Here is a 14,034-nt window from a genome sequence, read left to right as displayed (position 1 = left end):
GGCAAGGGAGAAGGATTGCGCACACGAAGACACGAAGACTCGAAGACACGAAGATGTTCTGGAAGGCCGAAGGACTTCCCTTCCCCGTCGGCGTCGCCTCGGGCTCTACCGTCAATTCTGCGAGCGGCTGCGCCGCAAGTGCAACACCTTCGTGCCTTCGTGTCTTCGTGTGAACCAAATCGTTGCGCAGCCCTGCCCCGCCCGATAATCCCCGCCGCGATGCAGGGCCGCTTTACCACTGACCGGGATCCGATCGCCTGGTGCACGGCGATTGCCCTGGGATACTTCGCGCTGGTCTGGTGGCGGCTGGCGATCCCGCACGAGATCTATTTCGACGAGGTCCACTACGTCCCCGCCGCGCGAAAACTGCTGGAAGGGATCCGGGTCAACCCCGAACATCCGATGTTCGGCAAGACCGTGCTGGCCGCCGCGCTGCGCTGGCTGGGCGACGAGCCGCTGTATTGGCGCGTCCCATCGGCCATCGGCGGGGCGATCGGCCTGTTTGCTTTTGCCCGCACGGTCTGGTTCGCCAGCGGCAATGCCCGGGCAACGCTGATCGCCGCGCTGCTGCTCGCCACCAACTTCTTCTGGTTCATCCATAGCCGGATCGCGATGCTCGACATGACCATGGCCGCGCTGGCGATGCTGGCGTTCTGGCAGCTAGCGGCGGCGGTGCGGCAACCGCACCAGGGGCGCTGGCGGCTGGCGCTGGGCGGGGTGTTGATGGGGCTGGCGCTCGGCAGCAAATGGTCGATCGCCCCCGCGCTGATCCTGCCCGGGCTGGTGTTCCTCGTGCTCAAGCTGAAGGCCCATCGCGGCAATTTCCTGTTTGCTACCCGCGGCGGGCCGGTCCCCGGGATCAGCCTGGCCGAAGCCGCGCTGTGGCTCGGACTGGTCCCGCTCGGGGTCTATTGGCTGACTTTCTGGCCCGCGTTCCACTGGGCCGAGCGACCAGTCAATCCGTGGGCGCCGATCGCCTGGCACGAACACATGCTGATGCTGCAGGACAGCGTGAAGAAGCCGCATCCCTATCGGTCGGTCTGGTATCAGTGGGCCGGCAACTGGCGGGCAATCTGGTATCTCTACAAGGATATCGAAGGCGCCCAGCGCGGGGTGGTGCTGATCGGCAATCCCTTCACCATGCTGGCCGGCCTCGCCGCGCTGGGCTGGGGCTTGTGGGCCGGACTGATGCGGCGGCGGCCGGAGCTGCTGGCCTTCGCCGCGCTCTATCTGCTGACGCTGCTGTTCTGGGCGACATCGGGCAAGCCGGTGCAGTTTCTCTATCACTACCTGCTGCCCAGCACCTTCCTGATGGCGCTGCTGGCGCTGGCGCTTGACGCACTGTGGCGACGGAGCGACCGCTGGCGCTGGCTGGCCCCGGCCAGCCTGGCGTTGAGTATTGCGATGTTCGCCTGGTTCTATCCGATCATCTCGGGCTGGCCGCTGTGCTGCGGACGGCGCAGCTTTGAATTTTGGATGTGGCTTAGAAGCTGGCGTTAACCGCGCGGTTAAATTACCCTGTGGGCAACAGGGAGATTCGCCGCAATGACCACCTTTTCGCAGCCGCTTGATTTCGTCCGTGGGCCCAGCCTGGCCAACCGCTTCATGTTGGCCCCGCTGACCAATCTGCAAAGCCATCCCGATGGCGTGCTGTCGGATGATGAAATCCGCTGGCTGACGATGCGCGCCGAGGGTGGTTTCGGACTGGTGATGACTGCCGCAGCGCATGTCCAGAAGGGCGGCCAGGGCTTTCCCGGCCAGCTCGGGATCTGGTCAGACGCTCACCTGCCGCGGCTGACCGAGCTGGCCGCCGCGCTGCGGGCCAAGGGTGCGGTGTCATCCGTGCAGCTTCACCATGCCGGGATGCGCAGCCCGGCCGAGCTGATCGGCGAAGCACCGCAAGGGCCCTTCGCCGATGCCGAAACCGGCACCCGCGCGCTTTCCACCGCCGAGGTCGAGCAGCTGCGCGACGATTTCATCGCAGCTGCAGTGCGGGCGGAAAGGGCCGGGTTCGACGGGGTCGAGATCCATGGCGCCCACGGCTATATCCTCGCCCAGTTCCTCGATGCGACCAACAACCGGCGCGAGGATCGCTACGGCGGCAGCTTCGAGAACCGCAAGCGGGTGATCCTCGAAGTGATCGACGGCATTCGCGCGGCCTGCCGTCCGGATTTCCAGCTCGGCCTGCGGCTCTCGCCCGAACGCTTCAACATCGATCTGGCCGAGGCCAAGGCCTTTGTCCAGCAGGTGATGGAAGGCGGCCAGCTCGACTATCTCGACATGTCGCTGTGGGATTGCTTCAAGGCCCCGGTCGGCGGGGCGGACGACGCCGCGCCGCTGATTTCGCACTTCACCGCCCTGCCCCGCGGCAAGACCCGGCTGGGCGTGGCCGGCAAGATCATGGATGCCGCCAAGGCCCAGGCCTGTCTCGATGCTGGCGCCGACTTCGTGCTGGTCGGCCGCGGCGCGATCCTCCACCACGATTTCGCCGCGCGCTGCCTGGCCGATCCAGCCTTCGCGGCGGCGCAGGTCCCGGTCAGCGAGGCGCACCTGCGCGCCGAAGGCCTGGGCGAAGCCTTCCTCACCTACATGAAGACCTGGCCGGGATTTGTCGGGGAGCCGGTCGAGGCCTGAGGCCTCAGTACTTGCCCCAGACGAACTTGCTCGACAGCGCGAAGTTCCAGACCGAGCCGAGCACGATCCCGACGATTGCCGCCGGATAGGGATTGAAGCCCAACCGGACCAGCGCGGTCGCCGCGCCGATATTGGCAAGCAGGCCGAAGGCGCAGGTGATCAGGAACCGGACCCAGCCAGTCAGCAGCGGCAGGAACCCGCGCAGCCGCTTGTCGGCATAGGTCAGTTCGTTGTTGAGCACGAAGTTGAAGGTCATCGCCACCAGCGCGGCGGTGGTCTGGCCGACGATGAAGGCGGTCTCATCCGGGTAATGGCTGACCCGCATCGCCTCGCCAAACAGGTTCAGCACCATGGCCAAAACCGCCATGTGGACCACGACGCCGAGCCCGCCGATCGTCCCGAACAGGGCAAAGCGGGTCGGGATCCAGCGGCCCAGCCACTTGTCGTAGAGCCCGACCAGGAATTCGAACACGACTGTGCGGTCGAGCTTCGATTCGCCTTCGGCCCGTGCGGCGAAGTTCATCGGCACTTCCTTGATCCGCAGCGGCGCATCGACCGTGGCGAGGATATCGAGCAGGATCTTGAAGCCCACGCCCGAAAGCCGGTGGGCATCGCCGCGCAGCACTTCGGTCTTGAGCATGAAATAGCCGCTCATCGGGTCGCTCAGTTCCACCCCGGTCACTTTGTTGGCGATCCGGTTGGCAAAGTTGCTGGCCTTGACACGGTCGGGCCGGCCCCATTCCTCGGTGCTGGCCCCTTCGGCAAAGCGGCTGGCATAGGACAGGTCATAATCCCCGCTCTCGATCGCGGCGAGCATGCCGGGGAGCAGTTCGGGATCGTGCTGATGATCGGCGTCCATCACCGCCACCACCGGCGCGGCAGTGGCGCACATGCCCTCGATCGCGGCCGAGGACAGCCCGCGCCGCCCGATCCGCTGGATCACCCGGACCCGCCCGTCTTCCTGGGCGAGCTCCCGCGCTTCGTCCGAAGTGCCGTCGGGGCTGTTGTCATCGACGATGATTACTTCCCACGGGATCCCGGCGAGCGCCTTGTCGAGCCGCTCGACCATGCCGCGCAGGTTCTTGCGCTCGTTATAGGTGGGAAGGACAACGCCGAGACGTAGGGTCATCTCAAAGCCTTTCGAGGATTGCGTCGCCAATGGCAACAGTGCCGTGCGTTCCGCCCAGATCGGCGCCGCGTACGCCGTCGGCCAGGGTCCGCGCCACCGCGGCTTCGATCCGCGCCGCTTCGGCCTCAAGCCCCAGCGAATGGCGCAGCAGCATCGCTGCCGACAGCACGGTCGCCATCGGATTGGCGAGGCCCTTGCCGGCAATGTCCGGTGCGCTGCCGTGGATCGGCTCATACAGCCCTTGCGTGCCCTCGCTGAGCGAGGCCGAGGCGAGCAGCCCGATCGAACCGACGCACATGCTGGCCTGGTCCGAGAGGATATCGCCGAACAGGTTGCCGGTGACGATCACGTCGAACTGGCCCGGATTGCGGACCAGCTGCATTGCCGCGTTGTCGACATACATGTGGCTCAGCTCGACCTCGGGATATTCGGCCGAAACCTCGATCACCACGTCGCGCCAGACCTGGCTGGTTTCCAGCACATTGGCCTTGTCGACCGAGCACAGCTTCCTGCCCCGGCCCATCGCGGCCTTGAAGCCGACGTGGGCGATCCGGCGTACCTCGTCCTCGGCATAGGCCATCATGTCCCAGCCCTGACGGCGGCCATCGGGAAGGACGCGGATGCCCTTCTCGCCGAAATAGACGTCGCCGTTGAGCTCGCGCACGATCAGCAGGTCGATCGCCGAAGCGACCTCAGGCCGCAGCGCAGAAGCGTCTTCCAGCCCCTTGAAAACCTTGGCCGGACGCAAGTTGGCAAACAGGCCCAGCTCCTTGCGCAGGCCCAGGATCGCCTGCTCGGGCCGCAAGTGCCGTTCCAGATTGTCGCAATCGGGATCGCCGACCGCGCCGAACAGGATCGCATCGGCTTCGCGGGCGATGGCCAGCGTTTCGGGCGGCAGCGGATGGCCGTGCGCCTTGTAGGCCGCGCCGCCGACCGCAGCCTCGGCCAGCTCCAGCCCGGGCAGGTTCAGCGCCTGCAGCACGCGCACTGCCTCGCGGGTCACTTCGGGGCCGATGCCGTCTCCGGCGAGTACCGCAATCTTCATCTGGAATGTCCGCCCTTACCCGATCCGGGCCAGCCGCTCTCGCAGGATGGCGCGCGCGCCCATAACATCGCCGTGCCGATCTGCAAGCAGGTAGCGCTCGATCCGCTGGCCGACAGCGTCGAATTCGGCCAGCCCGGCGGCGGGATCCGGCGCGGCTCCGCCATAACCCAGTTCGCGCAGCAGCAGCGCTTCATAGGCGACCAGTCCGGGCAGCCAGCCCCGCGCCGATGGAGCGTGGCAGACAGCATCGAGCAGGCCCGACAGCGCCGCGAACAGACCCGGATAGGGCTGGCGCTCAGCCAGAGCGGCGGTGGTCAATGTGGTAACCCAGCCAATCGCGGCTGCCGGCAGCGGCTCCGCCAGCCACGGCGCGCGGCTGTGGCTGAGCTCAAGTCGACCGAACGGCAGCTGCGATTCGCTGCGCGAGCGCAGTTCGGCCTGAACCAGATTTCCAGGGATCAGCACCGGACGCAGCTGTCGGCCACGCCCGCCCGCGACATAGCAGGCCAAGAGGCCGTGCTGCTCGCTCAGCAACCGGGCGATAACCGCGGTTTCGCCGTGCGGCCGGGTCGAGCAGACGATGGCGTTGTCGCGCAGGTCCATCGGCTGGCTTTGGAGCGAAACCCAGGATTACTCAACCGGCGGTTGAAATAGCTCTCGCAAAGGCGCGAAGGTGCAAAGATACTGGGCAAGCGGCGAAGCCGCTTCGGCTTTGGGCGTCACCGAAAACGACATGGCCGCAGCCGAGGATCACCCCGCACAGCGCGCAACCCCTTCGCGCCTTGGCGCCTTTGCGTGAGAAATTCCTACTTCTTGCCCTTGGCGCTTAGCGCCGCCTCAAGCGCATCGATCCGGGCCTTCAGCGCCTCGTTCTCTTCGCGGGCCTTGGCGGCCATCAGCTTGACCGTGTCGAATTCCTCACGGGTGACGAAATCGAGCCCGCCAAGCCCTTCCTTGACCCGTTCCCGTGCGGCGTCGCGGGCTTCGCGGCCCATTCCGGCAACGGTTCCGGCCGCGCTGTTCAGCAGCTTGGCAATATCGGCGATCAGGGGGTTTTCGCTTTGCATGGAGGCTAGATGGTCCTTTGCCGCCCCGGGATCAAGCCCCGGGATTGACCGCAACGAACTGCCAGTTCAGCGCGGTCGCGAACAGCACCCAGGCGAGGTACGGCAGCAAGAGGTAGGCGGCGAGCGGGCGGACCTTCCAGAACAGCCAGACCGTGGCCAGCACTGCCAGGTCGATCGCGACCAGCAGGTAGAGCGCCGGGACCAACAGGTGCATCCCGAAAAACACCGGCGACCAGGCGAGGTTGAGGACGAACTGGATCGCGAAGACTCCGATCGCCAGACCGCGCCCCGCTGCACCGCGCGCGGTCACGATCATGGCCAGCGCCACGCCCATCAGCAGGTACAGGATTGTCCAGACGATCCCGAAGGTTGCCGGCGGGGGATAAAGCGAGGGCTTTTCGAGCCCCATGAACCAGGCATTGTTCGCACCCGAACCGCCCATCATTCCCGAAACGGTGCCGAGCAACAGCAGCAACGGCGCCAGGAACAGCGACCAGCGCAGCAAGGCGGCCCGCAACTGGCCGGGCGAAGCAAGTTCACTCATCGAAGGAACCTCGAATCAGAGCGCGATTTCCGGATGATAGTGGCGGGGCGCGGCCGCGCTGGCAATCCGCCAATCAACAACCGCGTTGTGCCGAAATCAGAAACTCGACATTGCCTTCCGGCCCTTTGATCGGGCTTTCGACAATCCCCTGGACTTGCCAGCCGCTTCCTTCGAGCCAGGCCCGCACTTCCTTGCAGACGCGGGCATGCAGCGCTGCATCGCGGACGACCCCGCCCTTGCCGACTTCGCCGCGCCCGACTTCGAACTGCGGCTTGATCAGGGCGACCAGTCGGCACTGCGGCGCAGCCAGTTTCAGCGGCACTTCCAGTACCTTGGCCAGCGAAATGAAACTGGCGTCGCAAACCACCCAGCTGCACGGACGGTCGATCAGCGCCGGCGTAAGCAGCCGCGCGCTGGTCTGTTCCAGCACGGTCACCCGCGGATCCTGGCGCAGCTTCCAAGCCAGCTGGTTGGTGCCCGAATCGACCGCGAAGACATGCTCCGCGCCCTTGCTCAGCAACACATCGGTAAACCCGCCGGTCGAGCTGCCGACATCCGTCGCGGTGACCCCGACCGGGTCCAACCCGAAGTGTTCGATAGCATGGGCCAGCTTGATCCCGCCGCGCGAAACCCACGGATGGTCGCGTCCGCGAACCTCCAGCGGTGCATCGGCGGGGAGGGTCTGCCCGGACTTGGCAATCTTGGTTTCGCCCGAGAAAACCGTGCCCGCCAGCACCAGCGCCTGGGCACGGGTCCGGCTTTCGGCCAGCCCGCGTTCGACCAGCAGCTGGTCCACCCGTTGTTTCGCCACCTTGCCCATTGCCCCGGCTCCTTCCATAGAAGGCGCGTGAAGGCAATTATTCCCCTTGTAGTGCTCACCGGGCTGGCCGCGTGCTCGGCCCCGCCCAAACCCGCGCCGGTGCCGCCGCCGCCGCGCCCCTTTGTTACGCCGGGCCTGCCGCCCCCGCTTCCACCCAAGCAACCGGCCGACTGGCGCGATGCCCCGGCTTCGCCCGGCAACTGGTATTGGCGCAGCGAAGGAAACCGCTCGGTCGCGTTCTTCGGCACGCCGACCATGCCGAGCTACGGCGGCTTCACGCTGACCTGCGACAAGGCCAAGCGGCAAGTCGAAATCCGGCAGACGGCCCCCGCGCTCGAAGCCCCGCTGATGACCATCGTCACCACGTCCGGCCAGAAGACGCTGCCGACCCGGCGCGATGGGGGCGATGTGGTGGCCGTGGTGGCGGGTAGCGATCCCCTGCTCGACAGCATGGCATTCAGCCGCGGCCGGTTCATGGTATCGGTCCAGGGACAGTGGGCGCCGTGGTACATCCCCGCCTGGCCAGAAATCAGCCGGGTGATCGAGGATTGCCGTTGAAGCTGATTGTGGAGAAGTGCCCCGACGGGCACGAAGGCACTGATTCTGACGTCAAAAAAAATCTTTGCAAGACTTGTTGTGCAGCGCAGAATGATTCACATCTAGGAGCAAGGACGGTACGGAAACGGGCCGCCCGAGCTTCCAGCAGGAAGTGATTGGCTCTAACAGCGCGAAAGGAGGTGACCGATGTCTCATGGTTCAGCAGGGAGGTCGGTAATCCGCATCATGGAGCATTATCGCTGAGTTTCGATTTCGCGATAAAGGCACCGTGAGCGGCGCTTCCGGCCGCTGACCATGCGAAGGGCCACCCGGTTAGCCGGTGTGGCCCTTCTCATATCCGGGAGGATCAGTCCCGCCAGTTGAGGTAGATGTGCGTCACCCGCGGCCGTGCCGCCTTCAACCGGGGATCGCCGGAGTTCAGAAGAAGCCCGTCGCCGCTGATCCCTTCAGGCGGGTTGGTCACATCGGCGCCGACATCCATGGTCAGGCCGATCCGGCATCCGCCCGGCCACTTGGCCAGCTTGCCGCCGCGCGGATCCACGCCGCCGCCATAGTCCCAGCCGCACCCCCCGACCGTTACCGCGCGGCCATTGGTCGCCACCACTTGCGGCAAGGTCGCGCCGATCCCCAGCCCGCCAATCCGCCAGACCGACTTTGCCCCGGTGATCCGCAGCGTTGCGATCCGCTTCATCGGGCCATCATCAAAGAACACGTCGATCCGGCGCTTCGGATCGTTGGGCCACAAGGCCAGGCCATCGACCATTTCGCCCTCGGCAGCATGGATCTTCATGATCCTTGCCTGCTTGCCATAACGGGCCTTCAGCGTCGACGCCGTATCACCCTTCCTGACCGGGCTGGAGCAGGTCAAGGCTGCCGGATTTGACGGCGCTGCCGCTCCGGTCAAAGCCAGCGCCAGCACAGCAGCGAACAGAGCGCGTTTCATCGTTGTCTCCCGTTTTGCCCATGATGCACGTGACTTGGCCTGACGCGCAATCCCCGCTATGCAGGAAAGTGAAATAGAGCCTTTGCGTTTATTACATTGCGCTTGCACTGAACGTAATTTTAGTTCAATAGCGGCGCTTTGCACTATAAGGAATGAAGCCCATGGCGACTCTCGCCGAATCCCGCACCCGGTTCACCCACCTGCCGCACCCCGCGCCGGTGGCCGATGCGGTACGCAGTGAGATTCTGGCCAACCCCGGCTTCGGCAGCCGCTTCACCGATCACATGGTGGTGATCGACTGGACCGAAGAGGCCGGCTGGCACGGCGCGCAGGTGCGCCCCTATGGCCCGATCGCGCTCGATCCGGCGGCCTCGGTGCTGCACTATGCGCAGGAAATCTTCGAGGGGCTGAAGGCCTATCGCCACCCCGATGGTTCGATGGCGCTGTTCCGGCCCGATGCCAATGCCCGGCGCTTCAATGCCTCGGCCCGCCGCCTCGCCATGCCCGAACTGCCCGAGGACCTGTTCATCGCCGCGATCGAGGAACTGGTGAAGGCCGATGCGGCCTGGTTCCCGACGGTCGAGGGCGGTTCGCTGTACCTGCGGCCCTTCATGATCGCGACCGAGGCGTTCCTGGGCGTGCGCCCGGCCAAGGCCTATAAGTTCATCGTCATCGCCAGCCCGGCAGGCAATTATTTCAAGTCGGGCGCCCCGGCCGTCTCGATCTGGGTTTCGGACTATACCCGCGCTGCGCCCGGCGGCACCGGTGCGGCCAAGTGCGGCGGCAACTATGCCGCCAGCCTGGTCCCGACCGCCGAAGCCTTTGCCAAGGGCCACGATCAGGTGCTGTTCCTTGACGCTGCCGAGAACCGTTGGATCGAGGAACTGGGCGGCATGAACCTGTTCTTCGCCTTTGCCGATGGCAGCCTGAGCACCCCGCCGCTGACCGGCACGATCCTGCCCGGCATTACCCGCGACAGCCTGATCACGCTGGCCCGCGAAGAGGGCCTTACCGTGCGCGAGGATCGCTACAGCCTCGATCAGTGGCGCGCCGACGCTGCCTCGGGCCAGCTGGTCGAAGCCTTTGCTTGCGGCACTGCTGCGGTCGTTACCCCGGTCGGCAAGGTCGCCGGGCAGGACGGCGAATTCACCATCGGTTCGGGCGGCCCCGGTCAGCTCACCGGCAAGCTCAAGGCCCGGCTCACCGCAATCCAGCGCGGCGAGGAAGCCGATCACCATGGCTGGGTTCGCCGGATCGGCTGAAGCCGGAGCGGTAAGCGCCGATTGGGACATCTCGCTCCTACTTGGGTCCATGGCGCAAATTTCCAAGCGCCGGCCTGCGTTATGCTGCTATTCATCCACCAAGGCCTAGGCGACGAAGCCGATCAAACCGGATCATGCCCGTCTTCAGGGGAGACAAGAACAATGCGTAGACTGCTTGCCGCCACCATGGCTTCGGCCCTGTGCCTCGCCGCCTCGCCCGCGATGGCGCAGAGCGTTACCGATGCCCAGGCCAATCAGATGCTGGCCGACATGAACAGCTCGGCCTTCGATTTCTGCACCGACTCCGATAAATCGAAGGATCGCGCACCGATCGAACAGTACAACGCCTGCCAGACTGCTCTGGCTGAACTTGCCCAGACCCGCCGGAACAACCCTGGTGCCTCGGCCGGACAGAAGGAAGTCTACGCCTTCTACGAAGCCGCCGTTGAAATGGGCAATACCTATGCCATGCTGCGCGTCGATGAAGCGCCGACCGCACGGGTTTGCGGCAACATCGAAAAGCAGTGGGTCATGGCCAACCGGGCCAATCCCAATGTCGTCGGCCCGGAACTGCGCGGCGCGCAGGATTCCACCCGCGAAGCGGTCCGCCCGCTTGTGAAGCTATGCCGTGAAAAGTTTGCCGCTCCGGCGGGCGCAATCGCCATCTAAGCGCAACTCGACCGACTGGCCGAAGGAAGGGCACGCGTTACGGCGCGTCCCCTTTTTCGTGTTCGATGATCGCGGCCAAAGCGGCATCAAGCGTTGGATAGCGAAAGCGGAAACCGCTGGCCTCGGCCCTGACGGGGACTACGCGTTGCCCGCCGAGCAGCAGTTCCTCGGCGAATTGCCCGAGCACCAGTTTGAGCGGCGCAGCCGGCACCGGGAAAACCGCCGGGCGGTGCAATGCCTTGCCGAGTGCTTTCACGAAATCGCGGTTGCGCACAGGATTTGGCGCGACGGCATTGACCGGGCCGGACAGCGACGGTTGCGCGATGGCGTGGCAGATCAGCCGGACCAGATCGTCGCGGTGGATCCAGCTCATCCAGTGTTTCCCTGAACCGAATGGCCCGCCCAGCCCCAGCCGGAACGGCAGCAGCATCCGCCCGAGCATGCCGCCCGAGGAATCGAGCACCAGCCCGATCCGCAGCGGCACCACCCGGACCCCCAGCTCTGCACAGGCCGCCGCGCCCTGTTCGATCGCCTCGCAGATTTCGCGTGAGAAGCAGGCGGTGCCAGTGCTGCTCTCGTCCAGCGTCTCGTCGCCGCGGATCCCGTACCAGCCGATCGCGCTGGCGGTGATCAGGACCTCGGGCTTGCATTCAAGCCGGGCTACCAGATCGCGGCACTGCGCGGCCATGTCGCGGCGGGACTGGAGTATCCGCGCACGCTTCTTGCGCGTCCACAGCCCGCCGGCGATCGATTCTCCGGCCAGATTGACCACTGCATCGATCCGGGTCGCGGGTGCGATCTCAAGCAGCGAGGTGATCACCCTGACGCTATCGGGCAAATTGTCCGAAACGGCGTTTCGCGACAGCACGATCACCCCGTGCCCGGCCGCTGACAGGGCCTCGACCAGCCTTTGCCCGACAAACCCGGTGCCGCCAGTTACCAGGATCAGCTTGCGCGGCCACACAGCGTCGGCCAGCGGCGCAGCAGCAAAAGGCAAGGATCGGTCGGCGGCTCCGGCAATAATCATGCATTCGGCGCTACCGGCGATCCACGCCGGGCGGCAGAGGTCTTTTGGGGCAGTCTGCCGCCGCAGCACCGGCGGCCCTTTACGCTTCAACCGGCGTCCGGCACAGTGTCGCGATGGGACCGACTTTCGATCGCCGCCGCTTTCTTTCCGCCACCGGCCTGGCCTTTGGCGCGCTGGCCGCGTCGGGCTGTCATGCCCGCGGGCACGCGATTGTCAGTGCCGAGGGCTATGGTCCGCTGGTGCCCAATCCGGCTGGCCTGATCGATCTGCCGGACGGATTTTCCTACCGGATCCTGTCCAAGCGCGGCCAGGCGATGAGCGACGGCGGCACCGTGCCCGACGCGGCCGACGGGATGGGCTGCTTCGCCTTGCCCGGCGGCAAGCTGGCACTGGTCCGCAATCACGAACTGGTTGTGACGCAGGACAGCGGCGGAGCGACCGGTGCGGCCTATGACCGGCTGAACGGCGGCGCGCCCCTGCCGGGCGGCACGACCACGCTGATCCTCGATGCCGCGACCCTGACGGTCGAGCAGCAGTTCCGCTCGCTTTCCGGTACGATCCGCAATTGCAGCGGCGGGGTCACCCCCTGGGGTTCATGGCTGAGCTGCGAGGAAGACGTATCTCCGGCCGGCGGCCAGCTCGGCCGCAGCCACGGCTGGGTGTTTGAGGTGCCCGCCAGCGCCACCGGCCCGGTCAATCCGGTGCCGCTGAAAGCAATGGGCCGCTTCAACCACGAAGCCGCTGCGGTCGATCCAGCCAGCGGCAAGGTCTACCTGACCGAGGACCGGGAGGACGGGCTGCTGTACCGCTTCACCCCCGCAGTGCCCGGCCAGCTAGCGCGCGGCGGCGTGCTTGAGGCGCTGTCGCTGGTCGCCGGCGATCCGCTGATCCGCCCCGGCGAATGGCGCAAGGCGCGGTGGATCCCGCTCGACAACGTCGCCAGCCCGGCTGACGATCTGCGCCAGCGCGGCGCGGCACTGGGCGCGCTGCGCTTTGCCCGCGGCGAAGGGATCCACATGGGCCGGGGTGAGCTTTATTTCACTTGCACCTCGGGCGGAGCGGCCAAGCTGGGGCAGGTGTTCCGGCTGGTGCCCGGCCAGTACAGTGACCGGCTGCAACTGTTCTTCGAATCGACCGATGCCGGCCAGTTCAACTATGGCGACAACCTGACCGTTGCGACCGATGGCCAGCTGATCGTCTGCGAGGATCAATACACCGCGATCACCGACAACCACGTGCGCGGGATCACCGTCGACGGCCTGCCCTATCCGATCGCCAAGTCGCGGATCCAGACCGAATTCGCCGGAGCCTGCTTCTCGCCCGATGGCCAGGTGCTGTTCCTCAACCTCTACAGCCCGGCCCGAACTCTGGCGATCACCGGGCCCTGGGCTCACCTCGGAGTGTGATCCCCGCATGAGCAAGCCCGCAGCCCGGCCGATCCCGCCGTTCGATTATAGCCAGCCGCCGGGCGCGGCCGCGCTGATGCATCCCGGCTCGGTCGCCTGGCGGATCTACAAGAACCAGATCGCGCTGGCGATCGGCGGGGTGGCGGCGGTGCTGATGGAATTCGCCGACCCGCGGATCCGTTCGGGCGTGTGGGACCACTCGATCTATCCGGTCGATCCGATCGGTCGCTCGCAGCGGACCGGGCACGCGGCGATGATCGGGGTCTATGGCCCGGCCGATGCGGCGCGCAAGCTGATCGCGGGGGTCGGACGGATGCACGCCAAGGTTGCCGGCGAAACACCCGGCGGTGTGGCCTACAAGGCGACCGACCCGGAACTGGTCGACTGGGTCAGCGCGACCGCCGGCTATGGCTTCCTGACCGCTTACCACACCTTCGTCAGCCCGGTCAGCGAAGCCGACCAGAACCGCTTCTTCCGCGAGGGCGAGGCGGTGGCGGTGCTTTACGGCGTTCAGAAAAAGCTGACCTGCCGCGCCGATTTCTTCGCGATGATGGAAGGGCTCGCCGCTGGTTTCGAACCGCACCCGATCAACCGCGAATTCCTCGACATCATCCAGTCGGGCAAGGCCGCGCCGACCGTGCCGCGGTTCCTGCACCGCGCGCTGGCCCGCGCCGCCGTATCGATCCTGCCGCCGCTGATCCGCGAGCGGCTGGAACTGGGCCGCGAGTACAACCTGTCCTTTGCCGACCGCGCGGCGGTGAAGCTGATCGCGCGGCTGGCCGAGCGCAAGCACGATCCGGCCTCGCCCCCGGCCCAGGCCTCAGTTCGGCACGGCCTGCCGAGCGATTTCCTGTGGCGCAAACGGCCCGAGCAGTTGCGGCTGCTGGAGGGTCTGGGGCTGGAAGCGGCCTAGGCTCAGGACCCATTAAA

Annotated in this window: 16 protein-coding genes; 8 read left to right on the top strand and 8 right to left on the bottom strand. The window is 66.1% G+C overall.

Going from position 1 to position 14,034, the window contains the following annotated elements; translation table 11 throughout:
* Positions 1–219: 219 nt before the first annotated feature.
* Both B2V17_RS10840 and B2V17_RS10835 read left to right on the top strand, forming a co-directional pair.
* On the top strand, positions 220–1,500 hold the full coding sequence (locus tag B2V17_RS10840; RefSeq protein ID WP_292997522.1) for a phospholipid carrier-dependent glycosyltransferase: 1,281 nt from the start codon (positions 220–222) through the stop codon (positions 1,498–1,500).
* Between the two features lie 45 nt (positions 1,501–1,545).
* Positions 1,546–2,634, top strand: a complete 1,089-nt coding sequence (locus B2V17_RS10835; RefSeq protein ID WP_292997520.1) for an NADH:flavin oxidoreductase — start codon at positions 1,546–1,548, stop codon at positions 2,632–2,634.
* Positions 2,635–2,638: 4 nt separating this feature from the next.
* Here the strand turns inward: B2V17_RS10835 and B2V17_RS10830 are convergent, their stop codons facing one another.
* From B2V17_RS10830 to recO, 3 genes are read right to left on the bottom strand one after another with little or no spacing between them, the layout of a single operon-like run.
* The gene (locus B2V17_RS10830; RefSeq protein ID WP_292997518.1) at positions 2,639–3,763 is read right to left on the bottom strand and encodes a glycosyltransferase; all 1,125 of its coding nucleotides are present in this window, start codon (positions 3,761–3,763) and stop codon (positions 2,639–2,641) included.
* Between the two features lies 1 nt (position 3,764).
* Positions 3,765–4,808 carry a 3-isopropylmalate dehydrogenase gene (gene leuB / locus B2V17_RS10825; protein ID WP_292997517.1) on the bottom strand — a complete coding sequence of 348 codons (1,044 nt, stop codon included), beginning with the start codon at positions 4,806–4,808 and terminating at the stop codon, positions 3,765–3,767.
* 15 nt (positions 4,809–4,823) lie between these two features.
* Entirely contained in the window at positions 4,824–5,411 is a 588-nt protein-coding gene (recO, locus tag B2V17_RS10820; protein ID WP_292997516.1) for a DNA repair protein RecO, read from the bottom strand.
* A gap of 70 nt (positions 5,412–5,481) precedes the next feature.
* Between recO and B2V17_RS10815 the strand changes: the two genes are divergently transcribed.
* The gene (locus B2V17_RS10815; RefSeq protein WP_292997515.1) at positions 5,482–5,607 is read left to right on the top strand and encodes a hypothetical protein; all 126 of its coding nucleotides are present in this window, start codon (positions 5,482–5,484) and stop codon (positions 5,605–5,607) included.
* A 7-nt stretch (positions 5,608–5,614) separates the two neighbouring features.
* Here B2V17_RS10815 and B2V17_RS10810 read toward each other — a convergent pair whose 3' ends face one another.
* The 3 genes from B2V17_RS10810 to B2V17_RS10800 form a co-directional block, all read right to left on the bottom strand.
* Complete coding sequence (locus B2V17_RS10810; protein ID WP_292997514.1) at positions 5,615–5,875, bottom strand: accessory factor UbiK family protein; 261 nt, start codon at positions 5,873–5,875, stop codon at positions 5,615–5,617.
* 31 nt (positions 5,876–5,906) lie between these two features.
* Positions 5,907–6,419 carry a TspO/MBR family protein gene (locus tag B2V17_RS10805; RefSeq protein ID WP_292997513.1) on the bottom strand — a complete coding sequence of 171 codons (513 nt, stop codon included), beginning with the start codon at positions 6,417–6,419 and terminating at the stop codon, positions 5,907–5,909.
* Positions 6,420–6,492: 73 nt separating this feature from the next.
* Entirely contained in the window at positions 6,493–7,239 is a 747-nt protein-coding gene (locus B2V17_RS10800; RefSeq protein ID WP_292997512.1) for a TlyA family RNA methyltransferase, read from the bottom strand.
* A gap of 27 nt (positions 7,240–7,266) precedes the next feature.
* Between B2V17_RS10800 and B2V17_RS10795 the strand changes: the two genes are divergently transcribed.
* Positions 7,267–7,797: a hypothetical protein gene (locus B2V17_RS10795; RefSeq protein ID WP_292997510.1), complete on the top strand. Its 531-nt coding sequence runs from the start codon at positions 7,267–7,269 to the stop codon at positions 7,795–7,797.
* A 346-nt stretch (positions 7,798–8,143) separates the two neighbouring features.
* Here the strand turns inward: B2V17_RS10795 and B2V17_RS10790 are convergent, their stop codons facing one another.
* Entirely contained in the window at positions 8,144–8,740 is a 597-nt protein-coding gene (locus B2V17_RS10790; RefSeq protein WP_292997508.1) for a hypothetical protein, read from the bottom strand.
* A gap of 161 nt (positions 8,741–8,901) precedes the next feature.
* Here B2V17_RS10790 and B2V17_RS10785 point away from each other — a divergent pair, with 161 nt between their 5' ends.
* Both B2V17_RS10785 and B2V17_RS10780 read left to right on the top strand, forming a co-directional pair.
* Positions 8,902–10,002 (top strand): branched-chain amino acid aminotransferase, encoded by a 1,101-nt coding sequence (locus B2V17_RS10785; protein WP_292997506.1) that lies wholly within the window; start codon positions 8,902–8,904, stop codon positions 10,000–10,002.
* A gap of 162 nt (positions 10,003–10,164) precedes the next feature.
* The gene (locus tag B2V17_RS10780; protein WP_292997504.1) at positions 10,165–10,671 is read left to right on the top strand and encodes a hypothetical protein; all 507 of its coding nucleotides are present in this window, start codon (positions 10,165–10,167) and stop codon (positions 10,669–10,671) included.
* Between the two features lie 37 nt (positions 10,672–10,708).
* Here B2V17_RS10780 and B2V17_RS10775 read toward each other — a convergent pair whose 3' ends face one another.
* A complete protein-coding gene (locus B2V17_RS10775) occupies positions 10,709–11,698 on the bottom strand; it encodes a TIGR01777 family oxidoreductase (RefSeq protein ID WP_292997502.1) in 990 nt (329 codons plus the stop codon).
* A 113-nt stretch (positions 11,699–11,811) separates the two neighbouring features.
* Here B2V17_RS10775 and B2V17_RS10770 point away from each other — a divergent pair, with 113 nt between their 5' ends.
* Both B2V17_RS10770 and B2V17_RS10765 read left to right on the top strand, forming a co-directional pair.
* The gene (locus tag B2V17_RS10770; RefSeq protein ID WP_292997500.1) at positions 11,812–13,104 is read left to right on the top strand and encodes an alkaline phosphatase PhoX; all 1,293 of its coding nucleotides are present in this window, start codon (positions 11,812–11,814) and stop codon (positions 13,102–13,104) included.
* 7 nt (positions 13,105–13,111) lie between these two features.
* Positions 13,112–14,017, top strand: coding sequence for an oxygenase MpaB family protein (locus B2V17_RS10765; RefSeq protein WP_292997498.1), 906 nt, complete (start codon positions 13,112–13,114; stop codon positions 14,015–14,017).
* Positions 14,018–14,034 lie beyond the last annotated feature (17 nt).

Source organism: Novosphingobium sp. UBA6272 (assembly GCF_002440635.1).
Classification (GTDB): Bacteria; Pseudomonadota; Alphaproteobacteria; order Sphingomonadales; family Sphingomonadaceae; genus Novosphingobium.
This window is presented reverse-complemented; position numbering and strand designations above follow the sequence as displayed.

Excerpts from the sequence above, each read along its gene's own strand:
- B2V17_RS10805 (WP_292997513.1), bottom strand. The coding sequence starts at position 6,419 with ATGAGTGAACTTGCTTCGCCCGGCCAGTTGCGGGCCGCCTTGCTGCGC.
- B2V17_RS10810 (WP_292997514.1), bottom strand. The coding sequence starts at position 5,875 with ATGCAAAGCGAAAACCCCCTGATCGCCGATATTGCCAAGCTGCTGAAC.
- B2V17_RS10775 (WP_292997502.1), bottom strand. The coding sequence starts at position 11,698 with ATGATTATTGCCGGAGCCGCCGACCGATCCTTGCCTTTTGCTGCTGCG.
- leuB (WP_292997517.1), bottom strand. The coding sequence starts at position 4,808 with ATGAAGATTGCGGTACTCGCCGGAGACGGCATCGGCCCCGAAGTGACC.
- B2V17_RS10800 (WP_292997512.1), bottom strand. The coding sequence starts at position 7,239 with ATGGGCAAGGTGGCGAAACAACGGGTGGACCAGCTGCTGGTCGAACGC.
- B2V17_RS10790 (WP_292997508.1), bottom strand. The coding sequence starts at position 8,740 with ATGAAACGCGCTCTGTTCGCTGCTGTGCTGGCGCTGGCTTTGACCGGA.
- B2V17_RS10830 (WP_292997518.1), bottom strand. The coding sequence starts at position 3,763 with ATGACCCTACGTCTCGGCGTTGTCCTTCCCACCTATAACGAGCGCAAG.
- B2V17_RS10765 (WP_292997498.1), top strand. The coding sequence starts at position 13,112 with ATGAGCAAGCCCGCAGCCCGGCCGATCCCGCCGTTCGATTATAGCCAG.
- B2V17_RS10770 (WP_292997500.1), top strand. The coding sequence starts at position 11,812 with ATGGGACCGACTTTCGATCGCCGCCGCTTTCTTTCCGCCACCGGCCTG.
- B2V17_RS10780 (WP_292997504.1), top strand. The coding sequence starts at position 10,165 with ATGCGTAGACTGCTTGCCGCCACCATGGCTTCGGCCCTGTGCCTCGCC.
- B2V17_RS10835 (WP_292997520.1), top strand. The coding sequence starts at position 1,546 with ATGACCACCTTTTCGCAGCCGCTTGATTTCGTCCGTGGGCCCAGCCTG.
- recO (WP_292997516.1), bottom strand. The coding sequence starts at position 5,411 with ATGGACCTGCGCGACAACGCCATCGTCTGCTCGACCCGGCCGCACGGC.
- B2V17_RS10785 (WP_292997506.1), top strand. The coding sequence starts at position 8,902 with ATGGCGACTCTCGCCGAATCCCGCACCCGGTTCACCCACCTGCCGCAC.
- B2V17_RS10840 (WP_292997522.1), top strand. The coding sequence starts at position 220 with ATGCAGGGCCGCTTTACCACTGACCGGGATCCGATCGCCTGGTGCACG.